This window comes from Rhizobium sp. NZLR11 (assembly GCF_019685115.1).
Lineage (GTDB): Bacteria > Pseudomonadota > Alphaproteobacteria > Rhizobiales > Rhizobiaceae > Rhizobium.
The window spans coordinates 67,941-93,522 of record NZ_JABDWD010000013.1; the positions used below are offsets into that span (position 1 = coordinate 67,941).

Here is a 25,582-nt window from a genome sequence, read left to right on the forward strand (position 1 = left end):
GATGGAGTTCATCAGTAGAGATGACCGACAACACCCCCAGAATGCCGGTGGCGACCCGGTTGAGGAACAATTTTCTCGCAGGCCTGATCATCTGCGCGCCGATCGCCATTACCATCTGGCTGACCTGGACCTTCATCCACTGGTCTGACAGCTGGGTCAGGCCCTATATTCCGGCGCGCTGGAATCCGGAAAGCTATCTCAATTTCGCCATTCCCGGTTTCGGCCTGTTGACCGCTATCGTGTTGATCACCGTCGTCGGTTTTCTCGGCAAGAACCTGATCGGCCAGAGCATCGTCCGTTTCGGCGAATCGATCGTCCAGCGCATGCCGCTGGTCCGCACGATCTATAGAAGCGTGAAACAGATTTTCGAAACGGTGCTGAAGGAACAGGCGAATTCCTTCAAGAAGGTCGGCCTCATCGAATATCCAGGCCCCGGCCTCTGGGCGCTGGTCTTCATCGCCACCGACGCCAAGGGCGAGATCGCGTCGAAGTTCAACGCCATGGGCCAGGATATGGTGGCCGTCTTCCTGCCGCCGACCCCGGTGCCGACGGCAGGTTTCCTCGTCTTCGTGCCGCGCGAAAAGATCGTCCTGCTCGACATGAGCCCGGAAGACGCCGCCAAATTCCTGATTTCCGGCGGTCTCGTTGCCCCCGGACACAAGCCGCCCGAGCCGAAGCAGAAACATTTGCCGCGGCCGAAGCCGGTGGCGGTTTCAAAGGCGGATTGAAGCATGTCGCCCAAAAGTGTCAGCGGTTTTGGGATAACGACATGCATGTAACAAAGATTTAAAGCGCGTCGCGGCGCGCTTTATCCCGCTCTCAGAAACCGGATCGCCTCGTCGCGGCGGAAGAGATAGAGCAGGGTGCGGATCGCCGTTCCTCTGTCACTGGTCAGCTCCGGATCGCGCTCAATGAGATAGGCCGCATCCTTGCGGGCGATTTCCAAGAGGTCGGCATGCGCCTCGAGGCTGGCGATGCGGAAGCCCGGCGTGCCGGACTGGCGGGTGCCGAGCAATTCGCCTTCGCCGCGCAGCTTCAGGTCCTCTTCGGCGATGCGAAAACCGTCCTCCGTCTCCCGCATGATCGACAGCCTCGCATGGCCGGTCTCGCCGAGCGGTCCCTTGTAGAGCAGGATGCAGGTCGAGGCCTGGTCACCACGCCCGACGCGGCCGCGCAGCTGATGCAATTGCGCCAAGCCGAAGCGTTCGGCATGTTCGATCACCATGATCGTCGCATCCGGCACATCGACACCGACCTCGACGACGGTGGTGGCGACGAGCAGCCGCGTTTCGCCGTTCTTGAACGCCAGCATCGCCGCGTCCTTCTCCGGGCCGTTCATCCGGCCATGGATGAGTCCGATACCCGGGCCGACATTGGAACCGAGCGCGGCGACCAGTGTCGCGTGCCGCTCCTCGGCCGACATCAGGTCGAGCTCTTCGGATTCCTCGACCAGCGGGCAGATCCAGTAGGCCTTCTTGCCCTCGGCGATCGCGCCCTGCAGCCGCCCGACGATTTCGCCGGTCCGCTCCATTGGCACGGTGATCGTCTGGATCGGTTTGCGGCCGGCCGGTTTCTCGGTGAGTTTGGAAACGTCCATATCACCGAAGGCGGCAAGCACCAGCGTGCGCGGGATCGGCGTCGCCGTCATCACCAGCATGTGCGGCGAGATGCCCTTGGCGGTCAGCCTCAGGCGCTGATGCACGCCGAAACGGTGCTGCTCATCGACCACGGCCAGCATCAGCTTGGCGTAGGCGACGCTGTCCTGGAACAGCGCATGCGTCCCAATGATGATCTGTGCTGCGCCCGAGGCGATGCGCTCGAGGATTTCCTCCCGCTCCCGCCCCTTGGTGCGGCCGGTCAGGATCTCGATGCCAAGTCCGGCGGAGGCGGCGAATTTCGAGATCGTCGCATGGTGCTGCCGCGCCAGGATTTCGGTCGGCGCCATCAGCACGGCCTGGCCGCCGCTTTCGATCACCGCCGCCATTGCCATCAGCGCCACCAGCGTCTTGCCGGAGCCGACATCGCCTTGCAGCAGCCGCAGCATGCGCTCGGCTCTGGCCATGTCCTTCAAAACACCGGCGATCGCCTCGTTCTGGCTTGATGTGAGCGAGAAGGGCAGGGACTTCAGAATCTCACCGCTGATGTCTCCCGTCGCATGCACCGGCTGGCCCGCCACCTTGCGCAGCCTCTGTCGCACCAGGCTCAGCGACAGCTGGCCGGCGAGGAATTCGTCATAGGCAAGCCGCCGCCGGGCAGGAGCCTGCGGGTCGATATCGGCAGGATCGTGCGGCTCGTGCAGCATATGGAAGCTGTCGCGGATCGACGGCAGGCCCTCTCTCTGCGTCAAGGCGAGGTCGACCCATTCCGGCAACTCGGGAAAACGCGGCAGGGCGGCGTCGATGATCTTGCGCAGCGTCTTCGGCGAAAGCCCCGCCGTCAGCGGATAGATCGGCTCGACCAGTGGCAGGTTTTCCGCCTCATCGGCCCTGACGATATAGTCGGGATGCACCATCGAGGCGCGGCCGTTGAACCAATCGACCTTGCCGCTGACCGTCACTTCCGCATCGATCGGCAGTTGTTTTTCCAGCCAGGCGGCCTGGCCGCGGAAGAAGACCAGCGTCAGCTCGCCGGTCTCGTCATGCAGGAAGACGCGATAGGGAATATTGCTTTTGCCGCGCGGCGGCACCTGGTGCCGGTCGACACGCGCCGTGATCGTCACGATCGCGCCCTGCGGCGCGCGGGCGATGCCCGGCTGGTTGCGCCGATCGATCAGCGAAAACGGCGCGTGGAAGATCAGATCGATGACCCGGCAATCCTCCGGCGTCTCGCGGCCGAGCAGCTTGACCAGCAGGTCGGCGATCTTCGGGCCGACGCCCGGAAGGCCCGAAATTGGGGAAAACAGAGGATCGAGAATGGCGGGGCGCATGCGGCCAAAATGCGATGAACAATGCGGCCTTGGCAAGGCTGACAAGCCGCTTTCCAGGGTCTATAGAGGCGCATCAACAGGAAGGTAATGCCATGACAGGTGTCACGCTCACCAGTGCCGGTCTCGACCCGCGCCGCCGCCGGATCCTTTTCCGCTGCTGGCACCGCGGCATCCGCGAGATGGACCTGGTCTTCGGCCAGTTCGCCGAAGCCGAGATCGCGACGCTTTCGGAAGCCGAGCTTGACGAGTTCGAGACGATCATGGCGGAAGAGGACAATGACCTTGTTCGCTGGATCATGGGAACATGGCCGGTGCCCGAGCGTTTCCAGACACCGATGTTTACCCGCCTTGCCGCCTACACACCCGATTTCGACCAGCCCCTCAGGACGCCGGAATGATCCCTGGTTTCGATGCGAAGAAGCTTGCGGCCATTGCCGAGCCGCTGACGATCGGCAATGTGCCGTCAGGTCTGGAACCGCTGCTGCTGGCCGAACTCGCCCGAGCGGGAGAGCCGGTCGCTTATGTCATGTCCGACGGCCACCGCATGGCCGATCTCGAGCAGATGCTGGGCTTTGTCGCCCCCGACATTCCTGTTCTCACCCTGCCGGCCTGGGACTGCCTGCCTTATGACCGCGTTTCGCCGAGTGCCGATACCTCGGCCCGCCGGCTTGCAGCACTCGGCGGCCTCATCGCCCACCGCAAGAAGCCGCATGCCGCCATCGTCCTCGTCACCGCCAATGCCATGCTGCAGAAGGTGGCGCCGCAGGATGTCATCGAAAGCCTGACTTTTTCAGCCCGTCCCGGCAACCAGCTGCGCATGGACGATCTTGCCGGCCGCCTGGAGCGCAACGGCTTCGAGCGTGTCGCAACCGTGCGCGAGGTCGGCGAATATGCCGTGCGCGGCGGCATTCTCGACGTCTTCGTGCCGGGTTCGGAAGAGCCGGTCCGCCTCGATTTCTTCGGCGACACGCTGGAATCGATCCGCTGCTTCGATCCGGGAAGCCAGCGCACGACGGGCCAGGTGCGCTCCCTCGATCTCAACCCGATGAGCGAGGTGACACTGACCCCGGATACGATCAGCCGCTTCCGCAAGAATTACCTCTCGGCTTTCGGCGCCACCACGCGCGACGACGCGCTCTATCTCGCCGTCTCCGAGGGTCGGCGTTATCCGGGCATGGAGCATTGGCTGCCGCTCTTCTACGAGAAGCTCGATACCGTCTTCGATTATCTCAGCGGCTTCCGTGTTGTCACCGACCATACGGTGCGTGAGGCAGCCGAGGAGCGCTCCAAGCTGGTCTTCGATTATTACGACGCCCGGCTGAATTCCGGCCAGCCGGCCAAGGGCCAGATGGCGCAGGGCACGCCCTACAAGCCGGTGACGCCGGGCCAGCTCTATCTCGACAGCAAGCTTTTCGCAAAGACCCTCGACGCGCTCGGGGCGATCCGCATCAGCCCCTTCAACGAGCATGAGGGCGAGGCGCGCCGCGTCGTCAATATCGACGCCCGCCAGGGCCAGCGCTGGGCTCGCGCGAATGCCGAAGGCGGCGGCGATGCAGAACGCATCAACATCTTCGACGTCGTCGTCAAACATATCGCCGACCGCCGCGCCGGCGGCGCGAAAGTGCTCGTCACCGCCTGGACCGAAGGTTCGCTGGAGCGCCTGCTGCAGGTGCTGAACGAACACGGCCTGGAAAAGGTCAAGCCGGTCGAGGCGCTGAAGGATCTCGGCTCGTTGGCGAGAGGCGAGGCGGCCGCCGCCGTACTCAGTCTCGAAGCCGGCTTCGAGGCCGGCGACCTCGTCGTCATCGGCGAGCAGGATATCCTCGGCGACCGCATGGTGCGCCGCTCCAAGCGCCGCAAGCGCGCCGCCGATTTCATCTCGGAGGTCGCGGGCCTCGACGAAGGCTCGATCGTCGTTCACGCCGAACATGGCATCGGCCGCTTCATCGGGCTGAGGACCATCGAGGCCGCAGGCGCCCCGCATGCCTGCCTCGAACTGCAATATGCCGACGAGGCCAAGCTTTTCCTGCCGGTCGAAAACATCGATCTTCTCTCGCGCTACGGCGGCGAGGGCACCGAGGCCCAGCTCGACAAGCTCGGCGGCGGCGCCTGGCAGATGCGCAAGGCCAAGCTGAAGAAGCGCCTGCTCGACATGGCCGATGCGCTGATCCGCATCGCCGCCGAGCGCCTGACGCGCCATGCGCCGATGCTGACGACGCCGGAAGGTCTCTACGACGAATTCGCCGCCCGCTTCCCCTATGACGAGACCGAGGACCAGGATGCCGCCATCGAGGCCGTGCGCTCCGATCTCGGCGCCGGCCGGCCGATGGACCGTCTCGTCTGCGGCGACGTCGGCTTCGGCAAGACCGAAGTGGCGCTGCGTGCCGCCTTCGTCGCGGCGATGAACGGCGCCCAAGTCGCCATCGTCGTGCCGACGACATTGCTCTCCCGCCAGCATTTCAAGACCTTTTCCGAGCGGTTCCGCGGCCTGCCGGTGCGCATCCAGCAGGCCTCGCGCCTGGTCGGGGCCAAGGAGCTGGCGCTGACCAAGAAGGAAGTGGCCGAAGGCAAGACCGATATCGTCGTCGGCACCCATGCGCTGCTTGGCGCCGGCATCAAATTCGCCAATCTCGGCCTGCTCGTCATCGATGAGGAGCAGCATTTCGGCGTCAAGCACAAGGAACGGCTGAAGGAGCTGAAGAGCGACGTGCATGTGCTGACGCTGTCGGCGACGCCGATCCCGCGCACGCTGCAGCTTGCGATGACCGGCGTGCGCGAACTGTCGCTGATCACCACGCCGCCGGTCGACCGCATGGCGGTGCGCACCTTCATCTCGCCCTTCGACAGTCTGATCATCCGCGAGACGCTGATGCGCGAGCATTATCGCGGCGGCCAGAGCTTCTATGTCTGCCCTAGGCTTGCCGACCTCGAGGACATACATGCCTTCCTGCAGTCGGATTTGCCGGAGCTGAAGGTCGCCGTCGCCCATGGCCAGATGCCGGCCGGCGAACTCGAAGACATCATGAATGCCTTTTATGAGGGCCGTTACGATGTGCTGCTGTCGACCACCATCGTCGAATCCGGCCTCGATGTGCCCACAGCCAACACGCTAATCGTCCACCGCGCCGACATGTTCGGCCTTGCCCAGCTCTATCAGCTGCGCGGCCGCGTCGGCCGCTCGAAGGTGCGCGCCTTCGCGCTCTTCACCCTGCCTGTGAATAAGGTGCTGACGGCCACCGCCGAACGCCGGCTCAAGGTGCTGCAGTCGCTGGATACGCTCGGCGCGGGCTTCCAGCTGGCCAGCCACGATCTCGATATCCGCGGCGCCGGCAACCTGCTCGGCGAAGAGCAGTCCGGCCACATCAAGGAGGTCGGCTTCGAGCTCTATCAGCAGATGCTGGAAGAGGCGGTCGCCGAGGTCAAGGGTATCGACGAGATCCACGACACCGGCTGGTCGCCGCAAATATCGGTCGGCACGACGGTGATGATCCCGGAGGGCTACGTGCCCGACCTGCATCTGCGCATGGCGCTCTACCGCCGTCTCGGCGAAATCACCGAACTCAAGGAGATCGACGGCTTCGGCGCCGAGATGATTGACCGTTTCGGGCCGATGCCGATCGAGGTCCAGCATCTCCTGAAGATCGTCTACATCAAGTCGCTCTGCCGCACCGCCAATGTCGAAAAGCTCGATGCCGGCCCGAAGGGCGTCGTCGTGCAGTTCCGCAACAAGGAATTCCCCAACCCGGCAAACCTCGTCGGCTACATCGGCAAGCAGGGCGCGATGGCGAAAATCCGCCCCGACCACAGCGTTTTCCTGACCCGCGACCTGCCGACGCCGGAAAAGCGCCTGCAGGGCGCTGCCGTTATCATGACGCAACTGGCCGAGATGGCGAAATAAACGGAAGGACTTGAGGATGGCGACATACGGCGCAAGGATCGCTTGGGACCGGAACGGCGAGACATTCACCGACAACCGCTACAGCCGTGCCCACCGCTGGAGCTTCGACGGCGGCATCGAGGTCAGGGCGTCCTCCTCGGCGCATGTCGTTCCGCTGCCCTATTCGGTCGAAGACGCCGTCGATCCGGAAGAGGCTTTCGTCGCCTCGCTCTCCAGCTGCCACATGCTCTGGTTCCTGTCGATTGCCGCCAAACAGCGGTTCTGCGTCGACAGCTACACCGATGCCGCCGAGGGCATCATGGAGAAGAACGCCGAAGGCCGCCTCGCCATGACCGTCGTGACGCTCCGTCCGCATGTCGTCTTCAGGGGCGACAAACAGCCTTCCCTGAGTGAGCTCGAAAGCCTGCACCATCGCGCCCATGACGACTGCTTCATCGCCAATTCGGTGAAGACCGAGGTGCGCTGCGTTCCAGTTCTGGGCTGACGCTGAAATCGTTGCCGGCCCTTTGCCGTCTGCTAGTTGAGCCCGGATCGCGCCTCGGCCTTCGCTTTGGCGATATCGCGCAACGCGTTTACTAGCACGTCGGGCGTCTGGGCGCCGCTGACGGCATATTGCTGGTCGAAGATGAAGAACGGCACGCCGTTGACGCCCATCTCCTGGGCCGCCGTGATCTCGGCAACGATCAGATCGCGATCGGCATCGGAGGCGAGCAGCGAGGCGGTGGCCGGGCGGTCGAGGCCGGCCTTCTCGGCGATATCGAGCAGCACCGCATGGTCGCCGACATTGCGGCCTTCCTCGAAATTCGCCGTGAACAGGGCGGCAACCACTTTGTCCTGCTTCTCGCGGCCTTCGATCATCGCCCAGTGGATCAGCCGATGTGCATCGAGCGTATTCGGGCCGATCCTGATCGCCTCGAAATCGAAGGCGATGCCGACCTCGCGGCCCAAATCGGTGAGCATCTTGTGGGCCTGCGCCACGCGTTCCTCGCCGCCAAGTTTCTCCGCCAGCGCCTTCTTCTGGTCGACTCCCTCCTTGGGGTACTCGGGATTGAGCCGGTACGGCCGCCAGTTGATGTCGACGCCGATTTGGTCCTGCACCTCGGCAATGGCAAGCTCCAGCCGCGCCTTGCCGAGATAGCACCAGGGGCAGACGACATCCGAGACGACGTCGATGGTGATACGCTCCATGATGATTTTCCTTATTCTCTGCGTCTCAGAACGGAGACATTCAGCCGGCCCGATTCGGCTCTTCTTACTGCACGCTCGTATCCCACCATACCGGCAGCTGATAGCCATTGAGCGGCACGCTCTCGGGATGGCCGATGCGCTTGCTGCGTGCCAGCCATTGCTGGTCCATATGGTAGAGCGGCAGCACGTAATGGCCGGAAAGCAGCAGCCGGTCATAGGAGCGCACCGCCGCGGTGAAATCCTCGGCGGAGCGCGCCCTGAGCAGATGGTCGATCAGCGTGTCGATATCGGGATCGGCGACACCGGCGAAACTGTCGGTGCCTTCGCGGGTCTTGGCGGCGGAAGACCAACGGCCGAGCTGTTCGTTTCCAGGCGATAGCGACGAAGTGTAGGACTTCATGATCATGTCGTAGTCGAAGCTGTTCGTCCGGCTCTGATACTGCGAATCGTCGACGGTGCGGATCGAAGCGGCAATGCCGATCGTCTGCAGCGATCGCTGATAGGCGACGGCGAGCTTCTCCTGGTCGGCATTTTGCGTCATGATTTCAAAGGCGAGCTGGCGGCCGGAGGCATCCACCATCTTGCCGCCCTGGATCGCATAGCCGCCCTCTTTCAACAATCCAACAGCCTGTTTCAGCACATTGCGGTCGCGGCCGGAACCGTCGGTGACCGGCAGCTTGTAGGTGCCGTCGAGAATGTCGGGCGCGATTTTGCTTTTGATCGGCCCGAGCAGGGCAAGCTCGGCGGCATTGACGGGTACGGCGAAGCTCGACAGCTCGGAATTCTGCCAGAAGCTCTGGGTGCGCTTGTAGGCGCCGGAATAAAGGTTCTTGTTCGCCCATTCGAAATCGAACACCAGCGACAGGCCTTCCCGCACCTTGAGATCGGCAAAGATCGACCGGCGCGTGTTGAACACGAAGCCGAGCATGCCGCTCGGCAGTTTCGGCGTGAACGTGTCCTTGAGGACAGAGCCCGAGGTGGCTGCCGGGAAATTATAGGCATTGGTCCAATGGCCGGGATTGCCGTCGGGATAGACGTCGACATCGCCCTTCTTGAAGGCCTCGAATAGCGTCGTATCCTGCAGGAAATACTGGACGGTGATCGTGTCGTAATTGTCGGTGCCGACCTTGGCGGGAATGTCCTTGCCCCAGTAATTCGGATCACGCTCATAGGTGATGCTCTCGCCGGGCTTCACCGTCCTCACCTTGTAGGGACCGGAGCCGATCGGCGGCGTCAGCGACGAACGGTCGAAGGTTTCCGGATCGATCGCATGTTTCGGCAGAACCGGGAAAAGGCCGAAGATCAAAGGCGTCTCCCGGTCAGCCTTGTCGTTGAAGGTGAAGCGCACGCTGTGTTCGCCGACCTTCTCCATCTTGGCGACGACGTTGAGGCGGTTGGCGAAGGGCACGCGGCCCTTGTCGCGCATCAGTTCGAAGCTGAACATCACGTCCTCGGGCGTCACCGGCTGGCCATCGGCCCATTTCGCCTTCGGATTGAGGTTGAACTGGATGAAGCTCCTGTCGTCGTCCCATTCGACCGTCTCGGCCAGCAGGCCGTAGAGCGTGAACGGCTCGTCCCTGGAGCGCTGCATCAGCGATTCGTAGACGAGATTGCCATATTCCGGATCCCACATTCCGCGCGCCGTCGTGCGCATGCTCTTCAGGATAAACGGGTTGAGGCTGTCGAAGGTGCCGACGACGCCGTAGGTGATCTTGCCGCCCTTTTTCACATCAGGATTAACGTAAGGGAAGTGTTTGTAATCCGCCGGCAAAGCCGGCTCGCCGTGCATCGCGATGCCATGCAGCGGCTCGGCGGCGACAGCGCCGCACAGCAGCGACAGGACGAGGGGGACGACGATCCGGAGCATTCGGCAATCCTTGAGACCACGAAAACGGGCATGATTCACCGCGGAGATTATCATGGGGTCGAGCGATTCCAACACGGAGCGCCGATTTCTTTGGCATCGCGACGAAATGCTCCTCAAATTGCCAAAGAAATGCTGGATATCTTGAACGCTGCGATGTAACAGGTGAACCCGAAGTTTCGGGGTCATGCATTTGCCTTATTTTTTTAAGAGGTGAGTGCCGAACGACCCGAGGTTGGGGCGGCAAGTCGCTGTCCTGAACGGATATCAGGAGACGGAATTCGTTATGATGTTCAAGTCTGAAAAGAAAATGCGGGCAGCGCTGTCCGTTCTGGCAGTGATGTTCGGCGCCGCTTCGGCTCCGGTCTCCTCCTTCGCCCAGGAAGCCGCGGCTCCTGCCGATGGCCAGGCGCAGGCCGCCGGCGCGCCGAAGCTCGGCTGGTACAAGACCTGCAGCAAGCAGGAAGACAACGACATCTGTGTTGTCCAGAACCTGATTCTCGCCAATGGCGGCCAACTCGTCACGGCCGTCGGCCTGATCTCGGTTTCCGGCAAGATCAACCGCAAGCTCCTGCAGGTCTCGGTTCCCACGGCACGCCTGATCCCCCCGGGCGTCATCATGCAGATCGACGGCGGCAAGGGCCAGAAGCTCGACTACGCCGTCTGCCTGCCGGACAAGTGCACGGCCGAAGTTCCGCTGACCGACGCGATGATCGCCAGCCTGAAGAAGGGCAGCGACGTGATCTTCACCTCGATCAACTTCCGTCGCGCCCCGAACCCGATCAAGATCTCGCTCGAAGGCTTCACCGGCGCTTATGACGGCGAACCGGTTTCCGAAAACAAGCTCGCCGCAAGTCAGCGCAGTTTGCAGGAAGGCATGCAGAAGAAGGCCGAAGAAGCCCGCAAGAAGCTGGAAGACGCCCAGAAGGCAGCCAAGGCGCAGTAATCCTGCCGCCATACTGAATAGAAACCCGGCTAAGCCGGGTTTTTTGTGCGCAAGGAAAAGGCCTCGTCGGGAACGAGGCCTTGAATGATGCTGCGGTCAGACCGAGTTTAGTGGGCGAAGCTCATCTTGGGTTTGAACTGCCCTGACGGGGCCTGATCGAAAATCTGGTAGATCTGCGGGTTGCGAAGCGGCGTGCCGCTTTCATCGTTCATCAGATTCTGCTCGGAGACATAAGCGACATATTCGCTTTCTTCATTTTCCGCGAGCAGGTGATAGAAGGGCTGGTCCCTGCTTGGGCGCACCTCGGCCGGAATGGAATTCCACCATTCCTCCGTATTCGCGAACTCCGGATCAACGTCGAAGATGACGCCGCGAAACGGGAAAACCTTGTGCCGGACCACTTCGCCGATACTGAACTTTGCTACTCTTTCTTTCATGGTACGACTTCCTTTCATCACCAAATTTGGTGATTGGTGCCGCGCAAATCAAGATTTTTGCGCAAGCTCGTCACATGAACGTCATATCCTCCTCCTGCATAATTCCTTAGATCGGCATCGATTTAAGGATGAAATTATGCAGCATTTCAAAGTGTTACAGCGTCTTTGTGCGTCTGAAAAGACGCGCGGCGCTGTGATGGCGTCCATGACCCTGGGAGGTGAAAGCCCCGGCGAACCGGGACTTTCCGTGTTCAGGCCAATCAGGCCGAATAGTACATGTCGTATTCGACAGGATGCGGCGTCATTTCGAAACGCATCACCTCAGCCATCTTCAGCTCGATGAAGGCATCGATCTGGTCGTCGTCGAACACGCCGCCGGCCGTCAGGAACTTGCGGTCCTTGTCGAGGCTTTCGAGTGCTTCGCGCAACGAGCCGCAGACGGTCGGGATCTTCTTCAATTCCTTCGGCGGCAGGTCGTAGAGATCCTTGTCCATAGCCTTGCCGGGATGGATCTTGTTCTTGATGCCGTCGAGGCCGGCCATCAGCATGGCGGCAAAGGCGAGATAGGGGTTGGCGGTCGGATCCGGGAAACGGACTTCGACGCGCTTTGCTTTCGGGTTGGTGCCGAACGGAATGCGGCAGGACGCCGAGCGGTTGCGAGCGGAGTATGCCAGCAGAACCGGTGCTTCGTAGCCCGGGACGAGACGCTTGTAGGAGTTCGTTGACGGATTGGTGAAGGCGTTGATCGCCTTGGCATGCTTGATGATGCCGCCGATGTAGTAGAGGCAGCTCTCGGAAAGACCGGCATATTCATCGCCTGCAAAGGTCGGCTTGCCGCCCTTCCAGATCGACTGGTGCACGTGCATGCCCGAGCCGTTGTCGCCGAAGATCGGCTTCGGCATGAAGGTTGCCGTCTTGCCATAGGCATTCGCCACCTGATGCACGACGTATTTGTAGATCTGCATCTTGTCGGCGTTGCGCACCAGCGTATCGAACTTGATGCCGAGTTCGTGCTGGGCGGCGGCGACTTCATGGTGATGCTTTTCGACGACGACGCCCATCTCGGAGAGAACCGTCAGCATTTCCGAACGCATGTCCTGGGCGCTGTCGACCGGCGGAACCGGGAAATAGCCGCCCTTGACGCGCGGGCGATGGCCGAGGTTGCCGGTTTCGTAGTCGGTGTCGTCGTTCGACGGCAGTTCGGTCGAATCGAGCTTGAAGCCGGTGTTGTAAGGATCGGCCTTGTACTTGACGTCGTCGAAGACGAAGAATTCCGCTTCCGGGCCGACGAAGATCGTGTCGCCGATGCCGGATGCCTTGAGATAGGCTTCGGCCTTCTTGGCAGTGCCGCGCGGATCGCGGTTATAGGCCTCGCCGGAAACCGGATCGAGAATATCGCAGACGATGACCATGGTCGACTGTGCGAAGAACGGGTCCATATGCACCGTCTCGGTATCGGGCATCAGCACCATGTCGGACTCGTTGATGGCCTTCCAGCCGCCGATCGAGGAGCCATCGAACATCACGCCGTCAGCGAACATGTCCTCGTCGACGCAGACAACGTCCATCGTCACATGCTGTAGCTTGCCCTTCGGGTCGGTGAAGCGCAGATCGACGAACTTCACGTCGTTCTCCTTGATCTGCTTCAGAATTTCGCTTGCGGTCGCCATTAAATACCTTCCTCCGATTTGCGATGACAATACATGGCTGCGCTGACCGTATCGAACTTTGCGCGCCAGGCAAAGTGGGTCAGATGGCGTCGATGCCGGTCTCGCCGGTACGAATGCGGATGACCTCTTCGACGTTGGAGACGAAGATTTTTCCGTCGCCGATGCGGCCGGTCTGCGCCGCCTTGCGGATCGCGTCGATGACCGCCTCCGCGTTCTCGTCGGCCAGCACGACCTCGACTTTTACCTTCGGCAGAAAATCGACGACGTATTCGGCTCCGCGGTAAAGTTCCGTGTGACCCTTCTGACGGCCGAAACCCTTGGCTTCTGTGACCGTGATACCTTGCAGGCCGACTTCCTGAAGGGCTTCCTTCACTTCGTCCAGCTTGAAAGGCTTAATGATCGCTTCGATCTTTTTCATGAGAAAATGTCTCTCCGCTTCTCCCGTTATGGCAGGAATTTTCCCGCTCGCCGGATATGATGCAGATATCGTGCCAGTTTGAAATCCATCTTCTTAAAAAAATACGAGGATTTTGCCGAAACCGCCGCATTTGTGGGGATTTTGATGACGGTTTGGCGGCAAACCAGCGGGAAAACTCGGTCCTTCGATCAAAATCATATCGAAAATCGAAAAAGACATGAGTTTAAGGAGTCGCGCAACTATGTCTTAGTGGGGTGAAAATATAGGCAATTGCACAAAATAGGCTCTTTTCTTTGGTGTTTCAGGCGGTTGTTTTTTAGGCGTTTTTTGATTGAATAGGCCGATGAGCCATGAACTGTCCGATCTTCTTCTCACGCCTGCCGAGATGGCCGCGGTCGACGCTGCCGCTGCCGCATCCGGCATCGATTCCTTCGCTTTGATGGAAAGGGCAGGGGCGGCGGTCGCGGCGGCTGCCTTGCGCCTTCATCCCGGAGCTTTGCGCTTCGTCGTGCTTTGCGGGCCCGGTAACAATGGCGGCGACGCCTACGTCGCGGCAAGACATCTGCGGGAGAGCGGGGCGACGGTGGCGCTCTTCCATCTCAGCGACCCCGCCAGGCTAAAGGGCGATGCGGCTCGCGCGAGAGCCGGATGCGCGATCCAGGGGGAACAGCTCCACCTCTATAATCCCGAAACCGGCGACGTCGTCATCGATGGCCTGTTCGGTGCAGGGCTCGGCCGTGAAGTGCCGGCCGATGTCCGCACGGTCATAGAGTGCGTCGCCGAGGCAGGTCTTCCCGTGCTTGCCATCGATCTGCCCTCCGGACTGGATGGCCGCACCGGCAGGGTGTTGGGGGCCGCCTTCCGGGCCTGCAACACCATCACCTTCATGACGCGCAAACCCGGCCATCTCCTGATGCCGGGCAGGGAGCTTTGCGGCGAGTTGGAGGTTTTCGATATCGGCATTCCCGCCCGCATCGTCAGGGCTGCGGCGGGCGGCGTCATCGCCGAGAACAGGCCGGATGCCTGGAAGGGTGTGCTGCCGGCCGAGCAGTTGGAAACCCACAAATACAAGCGCGGTCATCTGGTCGTCTTCTCAGGCGAGGCCGACAAGACGGGGGCCGCGCGCATGTCGGCGATCTCCGGCCTGAAGGCCGGCGCTGGCCTGGTGACGATCGCAGCCCCGCGCGCGGCGATGGCCGCCAATGCTGCGCATCTCACCGCCGTCATGCTGCACGCAATCGACGACGCGGCCGACCTCGACGATTGGCTCGCCGACAAGCGGTTGCAAAGCTTCGTTCTAGGCCCCGGCTTCGGCATCGGCGTCAGAGCGCGCGGCTTTGTCTCGGCCCTTGCCGAGCGCCATCTCGTGCTCGACGCCGACGGCATCTCCTCGTTCAAGGAAGACCCACAGCAGCTGTTTGATCTTTTCCGGGGTGAGCCGCGCTTGGTGCTGACGCCGCACGAGGGCGAGTTCGCCCGGCTCTTTCCCGATATTGCCGGCGACGATGGGCTCGGGAAGGTTGATAAATCAGTGGCCGCTGCCCGCCTCGCCAATGCCGCGATCGTCTACAAAGGCGCCGATACCGTCATTGCCGCGCCGGACGGACGTGCGCTCATCAATACCAACGCGCCGGTCTGGCTTGCCACCGCCGGTTCCGGCGACGTGCTCGCCGGCATCATCGGCGGATTGCTCGCCCAGGGCCTGCCGGCCTTCGAGGCCGCGGCCGCCGGCGTCTGGCTGCACGGAGAGGCCGGCCAACGCGCCGGCAAGGGCCTGACGGCGGAGGAGCTCGCGACCCACGTCTCGCCGCTTTAACCCGCCGATGCTTCAGCTTCGAGCCGCCGATGCTTCAGCTTCGAGCCGCCGATGCTTATGTCTTTAGCGCAAATCTCAGCCCGGCCTATTTTGCCAGCGCCTGCTGCAGGGCGATTGCCCCATGCGGCGCATTGACCTTGCCCTCGTGGATCATGAAGGCGAAGACGTCGCGTGGCTCGGCCTTCACCTTGCGATCCCCATCGATCAGCGGCAGATCGTCCGGGACCTTGCCCTCCGCCCAGGTCTCCAGTCGGCTTGCCCAGGCCTTCAGGTCCTTATCAGGATAGCAGGTCGGGATATCGTCCGATCCCTTTTGCAGCCTGGCATAGACGAAGTCGGCCGTGACATCGGCGATCATCGGATATTCGAAATGTTCGGCGCAGACCGGCGCCACGCCGTATTTCGCCAGCAGTGCCACGAATTCCGGCACTTTGAAGGAATCGTGGCGCACCTCGACCACGTGGCGGAGCGCCAGCCCGTCCTGCTTTGCCGGCAGCTGCTTCAGGAAGGCCTCGAAATCTTCCGGATCGAACTTCTTCGTCGGTGCGAACTGCCAGAGCAGCGGCCCGAGATGATCGCCGAGTTCGCTGATGCCCGAGGACAGGAAGCGTTCCATCGATTCACCGGCTTCGGCAAGCACCCGCCGGTTGGTGACGAAACGCGTCGCCTTTAGCGAGAAGATGAAACCGTCGGGTACGTCGGCCGCCCATTTGGCGAAAACCGCCGGCTTCTGCGTGCTGTAATAGGTACCGTTAACCTCGATAACCTTCAACTGGCGGCTGGCATAATTCAGCTCGTCCTTCTGTTTCAGGTCATCGGGAAAGAAATGCCCGCGCCAGGGCTCGAAGGTCCAGCCGCCGATGCCGGTGCGGATAGTGCCGGATTTGGTCATGTCGTCCTCCCTGTTTGCAGCCGTTCAGGCCGCATCGATCTGTTTCGCCATGTCGACGAGCGTCCATCCTGGCCGATATGGGTTCGGCCGGCGACCCGTTTCGTGAAATCCGACGGCGCGATAAAGGGCGATGTTCCGCTCCATCAGCGCATTGGTGTAGAGCCGGATTTCCGGCTTTGCCCACTCGCGCGCCTTGCCCTCCAGCCACTTGAGCATCGCCAGACCATGTCCGGCCCCCTGAAAGGCCGGCGAGACCGCGATGCTGAACAGCATGAGGTGATCGGAATGCCGCTCGACAACCATCAGCCCCGCGGTTTCGCCGCCGACCTCGCGGAGCCATACCTCGCCGCGTTCGATGCGAGGCGCGTAATCCTCCGTCATCAGGATCGGCGGAGCGCCGAACAGTTCGGTATAGGGCCGATAGGCGGCTGCTGTCAGCGTCGTGATCCTTTCCAGATCTTCGGGCGACGCCGGCCGCATCGTCATTCCGCCGCAGCCGCCCTCTTCGCCGGCCGCCGTTCCAGCAATTCCTTGAGGAAGTGCCCGGTATAGGAGCGCTTCTCCTTGACGATCGCCTCGGGCGTGCCGAAAGCCACAATCTCGCCGCCGCCATCACCGCCTTCGGGACCGAAATCGAGCACCCAGTCGGCCGTCTTGATGACTTCGAGATTGTGCTCGATCACCACCACGGAATTGCCCTGGTTGACCAGTTCGTGCAGCATTTCAAGCAGCTTGGCGACGTCGTGGAAATGCAGGCCGGTCGTCGGTTCGTCGAGAATGTAGAGCGTGCGCCCCGTCGAGCGTTTCGACAGCTCCTTGGCCAGCTTGACGCGCTGTGCCTCGCCGCCCGACAGCGTATTGGCCTGCTGGCCGACCTTGATGTAACCGAGGCCGACATCCTTCAGCGACTGCAGCTTGTCGCGCACGGCCGGCACCGCCGCGAAGAAGTCGACGCCTTCCTCCACCGTCATGTCGAGCACGTCGGCGATCGACTTCTGCTTGAAGGTGACATCGAGTGTCTCGCGATTGTAGCGCTTGCCGTGGCAGACGTCGCAGGTGACGTAGACATCGGGCAGGAAGTGCATCTCGATCTTGATGACGCCGTCGCCCTGGCAGGCCTCGCAACGCCCGCCCTTGACGTTGAAGGAGAAACGCCCCGGCTGGTAGCCGCGCGCTTTTGCCTCCGGCAGGCCGGCGAACCAATCGCGGATCGGCGTGAACGCGCCGGTATAGGTCGCCGGGTTCGAGCGCGGCGTGCGGCCGATCGGCGACTGGTCGATGTCGATCACCTTGTCGATATGCTCGAAGCCGTCAATGCGGTCGTGATCGGCCGGGTTTTCGCGCGCGCCCATGACGCGGCGCGCTGCCGATTTATACAGCGTCTCGATCAGGAAGGTGGATTTGCCGCCGCCGGAAACGCCGGTCACCGCCGTGAACACCCCGAGCGGGATTGCCGCCGTGACGTTCTTCAGATTGTTGCCGCGGGCGCCGACCACCTTGATCTCGCGGCCCTTCTTCTGTCTGCGGCGCTCGTTGGGAACGGGAACGCCGAGTTCGCCCGAGAGATATTTTCCGGTCAGCGACTTCGGATTGTCCATGATATCCTGCGGCGTGCCGTGGGCGATGACCTCGCCGCCATGAATGCCGGCGGCCGGGCCGATATCGACCACGTCGTCGGCCGTCATGATCGCATCCTCGTCATGTTCGACGACGATGACGGTGTTGCCGATGTCGCGCAGGTGCTTCAGCGTGTCGAGCAGCCGGGCATTGTCGCGCTGATGCAGGCCGATCGAAGGCTCGTCGAGCACATAGAGCACGCCGGTCAGCCCCGAGCCGATCTGCGAGGCCAGCCGGATGCGCTGGCTTTCGCCGCCCGACAGCGTGCCGGAATTGCGCGACAGGCTGAGATATTCCAGGCCGACATCGTTGAGGAAACGCAGCCGGTCGCGGATTTCCTTGAGGATGCGCACGGCAATCTCGTTCTGCTTGGCGTTGAAGCTGGTCGGCAGCGTCTCGAACCAGTCGCGGGCGACGCGGATCGACATGGCAGTCACTTCGCCGATATGCAGCGTGGCGATCTTCACCGCCAGCGCTTCCGGCTTCAGGCGGAAGCCGTTGCAGGAAGGGCAGGGTGCTGCCGACATGAAGCGCTCGATGTCCTCACGCGCCCAGGCGGAATCGGTCTCCTTCCAGCGCCGCTCGAGATTGGTGATGATGCCCTCGAAATTCTTCTGCGTCGTATAGGAGCGGGCGCCGTCGGCATAATGGAATTCGATCTTGTCGTCGGTGCCGTTGAGAATGACGTCCTTGGCCTCGTCGGAAAGATCGTTCCAGCGGGTGCCGAGCTTGAAGCCGTAATGTTTGCCCAGCGCTTCCAGCGTCTGATTGTAATAGGGCGAGGTCGACTTGGCCCAGGGCGCGATCGCCCCGTCGCGCAGCGTCCGTTCCGGCTCGGGCACGATCAGGTCGCGATCGATCTTCTGCTGGGCGCCGAGGCCGTCGCAGGTCGGGCAGGCGCCGAAGGGATTGTTGAAGGAGAACAGTCGCGGCTCGATCTCCGGAATGGTGAAGCCGGAAACCGGGCAGGCGAATTTTTCCGAAAACAGCACGCGCTCATGCGTCTCGTTGAGCGACTTGTTGGCCGAACCGCCGGCCGAGGTCTCTTCCAGCGGCAGCGGCTTGTCGGCGAATTCGGCGACCGCCAGCCCGTCGGCGAGCTTCAGGCAGGTTTCCAGGCTGTCGGCTAGGCGGGCCGAGACATCCGAGCGCACGACGATGCGGTCGACCACCACGTCGATGTCGTGCTTGTATTTCTTGTCGAGCACCGGCGCCTCGGCAATCTCGTAGAACTGGCCGTCGACCTTGACGCGCTGGAAGCCCTTCTTCATCAGCTCCGCCAGTTCCTTCTTGTATTCGCCCTTGCGCCCGCGCACGAGCGGCGCGAGAATATAAAGACGGGTGCCTTCGCCGAAATCGAGCACGCGGTCGACCATCTGGCTGACGGTCTGGCTTTCGATCGGCAGGCCGGTCGCCGGTGAATAGGGCACGCCGACGCGGGCAAAGAGCAACCGCATATAGTCGTAGATCTCGGTCACGGTGCCGACCGTCGAGCGCGGGTTGCGCGAGGTGGTTTTCTGCTCGATCGAGATCGCCGGCGACAGTCCGTCGATCTGGTCGACGTCGGGCTTCTGCATCATCTCGAGAAACTGCCGGGCATAGGCGGAGAGGCTCTCGACATAGCGCCGCTGGCCCTCGGCATAGATCGTGTCGAAGGCAAGCGAGGATTTGCCGGAGCCCGAAAGCCCGGTCATGACGATCAGCTTATTGCGCGGCAGATCGAGATCGATGCCTTTGAGATTATGCTCGCGCGCGCCGCGGATGGAGATCGTCTTCAGTTCGCTCATCGTCTCAGCTTGGTCCTTTGGGATAACAGCCCTTATTTAGTGATGCCGAACGGCGAGTCGAGGCTGAATGTCCGCAACACTGAAGGTTTTCGATTCTGTTGACAGGATCATACGGATAAACTAGAACAAAGAAAGAACAAAAATCCTGATGGATGCATGCGGTGTTCTGACGGAGAAATATGTGGATTAAGTGCCGCCCATGCGCATCGGCGGTCGTTGATGGTTTAAGGTGCGCCGATCGATTGAAACGCCGCCGGGCAGGGCGGCAGGTAGGGTGAGAGCATGGCTGGTAGCGTAAACAAGGTAATTCTGATCGGAAATGTCGGTGCGGACCCGGAAATCCGCCGCACCCAGGATGGCCGGCCGATCGCCAATCTTCGTATTGCGACCTCGGAGACCTGGCGCGACCGCAATTCCGGCGAGCGTCGTGAAAAGACCGAATGGCACACTGTCGTCGTCTTCAACGAGGGCCTGTGCAAGGTCGTCGAGCAATATGTGAAGAAGGGCGCCAAGCTCTATATTGAAGGCCAGTTGCAGACCCGTAAGTGGCAGGACCAGCAGGGACAGGACCGCTACTCGACGGAAGTGGTGCTGCAGGGCTTCGGTTCGACGCTGACCATGCTCGACGGCCGCGGTGAAGGCGGCGGTGCAAGCTCCGGTGGCGGCCGTGGCGGCAGCAGCAGCAATGATTATGGCGACGACTACGGCGCCCCGGCTCCCTCATCATCGCCAAGCCGCGGCGGTGGCGGCGGTGGCAACTTCTCGCGGGATCTCGACGACGACATCCCGTTCTGATCGGCCGTTCGTGGTTTATGATTTATCCGAGAGCATGACGTCTTTAACGGCGTCATGCTCTTTTTCTTTGATCTCGCGGCGGATGCCGTTTTCAGTGCGGCGTTGCGCTGATCAGATTGAACGCCGATTTCGCCCCGTCGACGACGAACTGTGCGGCAAGGGCCGCGAGGATAACGCCGAGAAGCCGCGTCAGAATTGCCCGGCCGGTGACGCCGAGGAAACGGTCCAGCCGTTCGGCGATCAGCAGCATTAGGAAGGTCAGCAGCAGATTGGCGGCAATGACGCCGATCAGTTGGGCTTTCCCGATGGAGGTGGCGAGCGTGCCGGCAAGCAGGATCGTCGCCGAGATGGCGCCCGGGCCGGCAATCAGCGGCAAGGCTAGCGGGAAGACGGCGATATTCTCGATGTGATCCTTGGTGATGGCCGCTTCGGTGGCCTTCTCCTTGCGTTCCTGGCGTCTTTCGAAGACCATCTCGAAGGCGATCCAGAACAGCAGCAGACCGCCGGCGATGCGGAAGGCGCCGATCGAAATCCCGAGCACGCCGAGTACGCCGGCCCCAAACAGCGCGAAGACGGCGAGGATGATGAAGGCGATAACCGAGCCGCGCAGCGCCACCTGCGTGCGCTGGGCGCGGCTCATGCCCATCGTCAGCCCCAGGAAGATCGGTGCGAGCCCCGGCGGATCGATGGTGACCAGCAGCGTCGTGAAGGCGTTGATCAATTGGTCGGCGCTTGCCATCGTCTCTCCGGAACCCCATATAGTCGGGTGGTTTTTATGCGTGGTTTTATGATTGTGAAGCGGCGATTCCGATTTGGCAAATATCCCGCGGCGGCCCGCGGCGGATTTGTCCGGTTCGGCCGCGCAACTTGCATGTTTTACCCTCTTTAAGCCGCAAAAGCCTGTTCAAAACGCCCGGTGAAATTGGCGCTGCAACGGGCTTTCCGCTATAAATCTTCAAGTGATTCTAGAAGAGATCGTGATCTGTTTTGACTGAGCAAACACCCCCCGGCGGCGGGAAGCTCCCGCCAGGCATCGAGCCCATCTCCATCATGGAGGAAATGCAGCGGTCGTATCTCGATTACGCCATGAGCGTCATCGTTAGCCGCGCGCTGCCCGACGTGCGCGACGGCCTGAAGCCCGTGCACCGGCGCATCCTCTACGGCATGTCCGAGCTTGGCATCGACTGGAACAAGAAATACGTCAAATGCGCCCGCGTCACCGGTGACGTGATGGGTAAATTCCATCCGCACGGCAATTCCGCGATCTATGATGCGCTCGCCCGTATGGCGCAGCCCTGGTCGCTGCGTCTGCCGCTGATCGACGGCCAAGGCAATTTCGGCTCGGTTGATGGTGACCCGCCGGCGGCCGAACGGTACACCGAATGCCGCCTCGAAAAGGCTGCCCATTCGCTGCTCGACGATCTCGACAAGGAAACCGTCGATTTCCGCGACAACTATGACGGTACGCTCTCCGAGCCGGTTGTGGTGCCGGCCAAATTCCCGAACCTGCTCGTCAATGGCGCAGGCGGCATCGCCGTCGGCATGGCGACCAACATCCCGCCGCATAATCTCTCCGAAGTCATCGACGGCTGCATCGCGCTGATCGACGATCCGGCAATCGAGCTGCAGGATCTGATCCAGATCATTCCCGGCCCCGATTTCCCGACGGGTGCGAAGATCCTCGGCCGTGCCGGCATTCGCTCCGCCTATGAGACTGGCCGCGGCTCGGTCATCATGCGCGGCGTCGCCGCCATCGAGCCAATGCGCGGTGACCGCGAGCAGATCATCATCACCGAGATTCCCTACCAGGTGAACAAGGCGACGATGATCGAAAAGATGGCCGAGCTGGTGCGCGACAAGCGCATCGAAGGCATCTCCGACCTGCGCGACGAATCCGACCGCCAGGGTTATCGCGTCGTCGTCGAATTGAAGCGCGACGCCAATGCCGAGGTCATCCTCAATCAGCTTTATCGCTATACGCCGCTGCAGACGTCCTTCGGCTGCAACATGGTGGCGCTGAACGGCGGCAAGCCGGAACAGCTGACCCTTCTCGACATGCTGCGCGCCTTCGTCTCCTTCCGCGAAGAAGTTGTTAGCCGGAGAACAAAATTCCTGCTGCGCAAAGCGCGCGACCGCGCCCATGTGTTGGTCGGTCTCGCGATTGCCGTCGCCAATATCGACGAAGTCATTCGCGTCATCCGCCAAGCGCCCGATCCGCAGTCGGCCCGCGAAGAATTGATGACCCGCCGCTGGCCGGCCGAAGATGTCGAAAGCCTGATCCGTCTGATCGACGATCCGCGCCATCGCATCAACGAGGACCTGACCTACAATCTCTCCGAAGAGCAGGCCCGCGCCATCCTCGAACTGCGCCTTGCCCGCCTGACGGCCCTTGGCCGCGACGAAATCGGCGACGAACTCAACAAAATCGGTGAGGAGATCAAGGATTACCTCGATATTCTCTCCTCGCGCGTCCGCATCCAGACCATCGTCAAGGACGAACTCCTCGCTGTCCGCAATGAATTCGGCACGCCGCGCCGCACCGAGATCATCGATGGCGGCCTCGAAATGGACGACGAGGATCTGATTGCTCGTGAAGACATGGTCGTCACCGTCTCGCATCTGGGCTATATCAAGCGCGTGCCGCTGACCACCTATCGTGCCCAGCGCCGCGGCGGCAAGGGCCGCTCCGGCATGACCACCCGCGACCAGGATTTCGTTAGCCGGCTATTTGTAGTCAATACGCATACGCCGGTTCTGTTCTTCTCCTCGCGCGGCATCGTCTATAAGGAGAAGGTCTGGCGCCTGCCGATCGGCACGCCGACCTCGCGCGGCAAGGCGCTGATCAATATGCTGCCGCTTGCACCCGGCGAGCGCATCACTACCATCCTGCCCTTGCCCGAGGACGAGGAGAGCTGGGACAATCTCGACGTGATGTTCTCGACGACGCGCGGCACGGTTCGCCGCAACAAGCTGTCGGACTTCGTCCAGGTCAACCGCAATGGCAAGATTGCCATGAAGCTCGAGGAGGAGGGCGACGAAATCCTCTCCGTCGAGACCTGTACCGAAAATGACGACGTGCTGCTGACGACGGCGCTCGGCCAGTGCATCCGCTTCTCCGTCGACGACGTCCGCGTTTTCGCCGGCCGGAACTCGATCGGCGTGCGCGGCATCAGCCTTGCCGGCGGCGACCGCATCATCTCGATGACCATCGTCCGCCATGTCAATGCCGAGCCGTGGGAGCGCGCCGCCTACCTGAAGCGCGCCGCCAACGACCGGCGTCTGACGACGGGTGAGGCCGAGGAGATCGCGCTGGTCGGCGAGGAAGTCACCGAGGAGGGACAACTGAGCGACGAGCGTTACGAAGAGCTGAAACAGCTTGAGCAGTACGTTCTCACCGTCTCCGAAAAGGGCTTCGGCAAGCGTTCGTCGTCCTACGATTTCCGCATCTCCGGCCGCGGCGGCAAGGGCATTCGCGCCACCGATACGTCGAAAACCGGCGAGATCGGCGAACTGGTCGCGGCATTCCCCATCGAGGACGGCGACCAGATCATGCTGGTTTCCGATGGCGGCCAGCTGATCCGCGTGCCGGTCGGCGGCATCCGCATCGCCAGCCGCGCCACCAAGGGCGTCACCATCTTCTCGACGGCCAAGGACGAGAAGGTCGTCTCGGTCGAGCGCATCAGCGAGCCGGAGGAGGACGAGACGGAGGAGGCCGTCGAGGTCGCCGACGGCGCCGCTATTACCGACGAAGATGCTGCGGGCGAAGCGCCGATTGCCGATGGCGATCCGGGGCCTGCCGAGGAATGATCAGATGAACGGGGCGGCTTCAAGCCGCCCTTTTCTTTTCAGTCCGGGGAATGGTTTAAAGCCACGCCCAAAGAAAAAGCCGGACGCTGGGTGCATCCGGCTTTGAATGGCCTTAGGCGACGGAAGGGTGCCGCTCAAGGTGGGGAAGAGGGAAGTAAAAAAGGAAAGTCAGAACGCTCTATGTTTTTCGTTCAGCGCCTTTACCTCTTCGCCTTCGCGCCGGAGCGCTGATATCGTCGAGGTTACTGACACGATGAACATGACGCTGATAAGGGCCGTGAGCACTGTCAAGATCGTGAACATAGGCATTCCTTTCCTGGGGAGTTGCGTTCCCGCCCCTCAGTACTGGCCCAGTACGGCCGTCCGGGCCGAAGCATAGGGACCATAAACCTTGGACGTATCAATCTTCTGATCATAGAGAGCGACAGTTGCAGTCAGCATGCCCGTGACCATTACCATCCAGAGCACGTTAATCATCGTAATCTTGCCGGGCATCTTTAGTCCTTCCTGCCGCGATAATCGCATCTATGTGTCGGTTGAATGAACGCATCCGTTTTAAAATGGTTCCGCCGGATGTTGACGGGTGTTTACCAACGCCGATCTGAAGCCTCCTTGAATGTCTCGTTCATCTGGCGTTCAGATTCGAACGTCGTTTTTCGCGCAGCCGGCCTTGAGCGCGCACGATCGCCGCATGCTCGGCAAGCGCCGGCCGCACCCAGCTCACCTCGTAGCGATCGGCGAAATAGCCATAGGCCAGCTCGGCGGCGAGGGAGGAAACGACGGCAAGTGCAACGAGCACGATCAGCATGGACTTGGTCTTTCGAGGGGGCGCCGGATGCCGGAATGGCATCGGCCGTCTTGATGATTTGAGTTAAGCAGATCCCGTCTGAAACCGCCTTGAACGGGCCATTCATCCGCCGTTCAACCGTCCGGGACGATTGGCCAAATCACTTGCGGCAAGGCGGCATCCGTGACAAAAGGCGTCAAACCAACGGTCGGGCCAGATGACGACAGCTTTTTATCCGGGGTCCTTCGACCCGATCACCAATGGGCATGTGGATGTTCTGGTCCAGGCGCTGAACGTCGCCGAAAAGGTGATCGTCGCGATCGGCATCCATCCCGGCAAGGCGCCGCTCTTTTCCTTCGAGGAGAGAGCCGAACTGATCCGCCGTTCCCTGGCGCAAGCGCTGCCCGGCAAGACCGGCGACATCGACGTCGTCGCCTTCGACAATCTGGTTGTCGATGCCGCCCGCAGCCATGGCGCCACGCTTCTGATCCGCGGTCTTCGCGACGGCACCGATCTTGATTACGAAATGCAGATGGCCGGCATGAACAGGACGATGGCGCCCGATATCCAGACCATCTTTTTGCCGGCGGGCACGGCCTCGCGGCCCATTACCGCCACATTGGTCCGCCAGATCGCCGCCATGGGCGGCGATGTCAGCGCTTTCGTGCCGGCCGCCGTCTTGCAAGCCCTCACATCCAAGCGCCCAGAATAGCAAGCGCCAAAACCAACGAACG

At 61.7% G+C, this 25,582-nt stretch carries 21 protein-coding genes and 1 pseudogene; 9 read left to right on the forward strand and 13 right to left on the reverse strand.

The window, feature by feature from the left end; all coding sequences use genetic code 11:
- Positions 1-20 precede the first annotated feature (20 nt).
- Complete coding sequence (locus HJB83_RS21685; protein WP_207584216.1) at positions 21-728, forward strand: DUF502 domain-containing protein; 708 nt, start codon at positions 21-23, stop codon at positions 726-728.
- An 80-nt stretch (positions 729-808) separates the two neighbouring features.
- Here HJB83_RS21685 and recG read toward each other — a convergent pair whose 3' ends face one another.
- Positions 809-2,926, reverse strand: coding sequence for an ATP-dependent DNA helicase RecG (gene recG / locus HJB83_RS21690; protein ID WP_221115964.1), 2,118 nt, complete (start codon positions 2,924-2,926; stop codon positions 809-811).
- A gap of 92 nt (positions 2,927-3,018) precedes the next feature.
- Between recG and HJB83_RS21695 the strand changes: the two genes are divergently transcribed.
- The 3 genes from HJB83_RS21695 to HJB83_RS21705 are packed head-to-tail and all read left to right on the forward strand — an operon-like array spanning position 3,019 to position 7,308.
- Complete coding sequence (locus HJB83_RS21695; protein WP_221132604.1) at positions 3,019-3,324, forward strand: succinate dehydrogenase assembly factor 2; 306 nt, start codon at positions 3,019-3,021, stop codon at positions 3,322-3,324.
- Positions 3,321-6,824: a transcription-repair coupling factor gene (gene mfd, locus HJB83_RS21700; protein ID WP_207584219.1), complete on the forward strand. Its 3,504-nt coding sequence runs from the start codon at positions 3,321-3,323 to the stop codon at positions 6,822-6,824. The genes HJB83_RS21695 and mfd overlap by 4 nt, the downstream gene beginning before the upstream one ends.
- Positions 6,825-6,840: 16 nt before the next feature.
- The gene (locus HJB83_RS21705) at positions 6,841-7,308 is read left to right on the forward strand and encodes an OsmC family protein (protein ID WP_207584220.1); all 468 of its coding nucleotides are present in this window, start codon (positions 6,841-6,843) and stop codon (positions 7,306-7,308) included.
- 32 nt (positions 7,309-7,340) lie between these two features.
- Here the strand turns inward: HJB83_RS21705 and HJB83_RS21710 are convergent, their stop codons facing one another.
- Positions 7,341-8,012 (reverse strand): DsbA family oxidoreductase, encoded by a 672-nt coding sequence (locus HJB83_RS21710; protein WP_221132605.1) that lies wholly within the window; start codon positions 8,010-8,012, stop codon positions 7,341-7,343.
- Positions 8,013-8,076: 64 nt separating this feature from the next.
- Positions 8,077-9,879, reverse strand: coding sequence for an extracellular solute-binding protein (locus tag HJB83_RS21715; protein WP_221132606.1), 1,803 nt, complete (start codon positions 9,877-9,879; stop codon positions 8,077-8,079).
- 283 nt (positions 9,880-10,162) lie between these two features.
- Between HJB83_RS21715 and HJB83_RS21720 the strand changes: the two genes are divergently transcribed.
- Positions 10,163-10,822 (forward strand): invasion associated locus B family protein, encoded by a 660-nt coding sequence (locus HJB83_RS21720; protein ID WP_207584223.1) that lies wholly within the window; start codon positions 10,163-10,165, stop codon positions 10,820-10,822.
- 107 nt (positions 10,823-10,929) lie between these two features.
- Here HJB83_RS21720 and hspQ read toward each other — a convergent pair whose 3' ends face one another.
- The 3 genes from hspQ to HJB83_RS21735 form a co-directional block, all read right to left on the reverse strand.
- Positions 10,930-11,259, reverse strand: coding sequence for a heat shock protein HspQ (hspQ, locus tag HJB83_RS21725; RefSeq protein ID WP_207584224.1), 330 nt, complete (start codon positions 11,257-11,259; stop codon positions 10,930-10,932).
- A 260-nt stretch (positions 11,260-11,519) separates the two neighbouring features.
- The gene (gene glnA, locus HJB83_RS21730) at positions 11,520-12,929 is read right to left on the reverse strand and encodes a type I glutamate--ammonia ligase (protein ID WP_003559365.1); all 1,410 of its coding nucleotides are present in this window, start codon (positions 12,927-12,929) and stop codon (positions 11,520-11,522) included.
- 79 nt (positions 12,930-13,008) lie between these two features.
- Positions 13,009-13,347: a P-II family nitrogen regulator gene (locus tag HJB83_RS21735; protein ID WP_003539626.1), complete on the reverse strand. Its 339-nt coding sequence runs from the start codon at positions 13,345-13,347 to the stop codon at positions 13,009-13,011.
- A 343-nt stretch (positions 13,348-13,690) separates the two neighbouring features.
- Here HJB83_RS21735 and HJB83_RS21740 point away from each other — a divergent pair, with 343 nt between their 5' ends.
- Positions 13,691-15,163, forward strand: coding sequence for an NAD(P)H-hydrate dehydratase (locus HJB83_RS21740; RefSeq protein ID WP_221115969.1), 1,473 nt, complete (start codon positions 13,691-13,693; stop codon positions 15,161-15,163).
- 85 nt (positions 15,164-15,248) lie between these two features.
- On the opposite strand, the gene HJB83_RS21745 is transcribed toward HJB83_RS21740, so the two are convergent.
- The 3 genes from HJB83_RS21745 to uvrA are packed head-to-tail and all read right to left on the reverse strand — an operon-like array spanning position 15,249 to position 19,459.
- The gene (locus HJB83_RS21745; RefSeq protein WP_221132607.1) at positions 15,249-16,055 is read right to left on the reverse strand and encodes a DUF72 domain-containing protein; all 807 of its coding nucleotides are present in this window, start codon (positions 16,053-16,055) and stop codon (positions 15,249-15,251) included.
- A 24-nt stretch (positions 16,056-16,079) separates the two neighbouring features.
- Positions 16,080-16,541: a GNAT family N-acetyltransferase gene (locus HJB83_RS21750; protein WP_221132608.1), complete on the reverse strand. Its 462-nt coding sequence runs from the start codon at positions 16,539-16,541 to the stop codon at positions 16,080-16,082.
- Positions 16,538-19,459 carry an excinuclease ABC subunit UvrA gene (uvrA, locus tag HJB83_RS21755; protein WP_221132609.1) on the reverse strand — a complete coding sequence of 974 codons (2,922 nt, stop codon included), beginning with the start codon at positions 19,457-19,459 and terminating at the stop codon, positions 16,538-16,540. Before uvrA ends, HJB83_RS21750 begins: the two co-directional genes overlap by 4 nt.
- A gap of 282 nt (positions 19,460-19,741) precedes the next feature.
- Here uvrA and HJB83_RS21760 point away from each other — a divergent pair, with 282 nt between their 5' ends.
- Positions 19,742-20,254 carry a single-stranded DNA-binding protein gene (locus tag HJB83_RS21760; protein WP_207584229.1) on the forward strand — a complete coding sequence of 171 codons (513 nt, stop codon included), beginning with the start codon at positions 19,742-19,744 and terminating at the stop codon, positions 20,252-20,254.
- Positions 20,255-20,345: 91 nt separating this feature from the next.
- Here the strand turns inward: HJB83_RS21760 and HJB83_RS21765 are convergent, their stop codons facing one another.
- Complete coding sequence (locus HJB83_RS21765) at positions 20,346-20,993, reverse strand: MarC family protein (protein WP_207584230.1); 648 nt, start codon at positions 20,991-20,993, stop codon at positions 20,346-20,348.
- Positions 20,994-21,241: 248 nt separating this feature from the next.
- Here HJB83_RS21765 and gyrA point away from each other — a divergent pair, with 248 nt between their 5' ends.
- Positions 21,242-24,061, forward strand: coding sequence for a DNA gyrase subunit A (gyrA, locus tag HJB83_RS21770; RefSeq protein ID WP_207584231.1), 2,820 nt, complete (start codon positions 21,242-21,244; stop codon positions 24,059-24,061).
- Positions 24,062-24,229: 168 nt separating this feature from the next.
- Here gyrA and HJB83_RS34215 read toward each other — a convergent pair whose 3' ends face one another.
- The 3 genes and pseudogenes from HJB83_RS34215 to HJB83_RS21780 form a co-directional block, all read right to left on the reverse strand.
- A complete protein-coding gene (locus tag HJB83_RS34215; RefSeq protein ID WP_259671381.1) occupies positions 24,230-24,364 on the reverse strand; it encodes a hypothetical protein in 135 nt (44 codons plus the stop codon).
- A gap of 36 nt (positions 24,365-24,400) precedes the next feature.
- Positions 24,401-24,556, reverse strand: a complete 156-nt coding sequence (locus HJB83_RS21775) for a hypothetical protein (RefSeq protein ID WP_003586478.1) — start codon at positions 24,554-24,556, stop codon at positions 24,401-24,403.
- A 130-nt stretch (positions 24,557-24,686) separates the two neighbouring features.
- Positions 24,687-24,975 (reverse strand): annotated as a pseudogene (locus tag HJB83_RS21780) (hypothetical protein).
- Between the two features lie 90 nt (positions 24,976-25,065).
- Here HJB83_RS21780 and coaD point away from each other — a divergent pair.
- Positions 25,066-25,560, forward strand: coding sequence for a pantetheine-phosphate adenylyltransferase (coaD, locus tag HJB83_RS21785; protein WP_207584232.1), 495 nt, complete (start codon positions 25,066-25,068; stop codon positions 25,558-25,560).
- Positions 25,561-25,582: the final 22 nt, after the last annotated feature.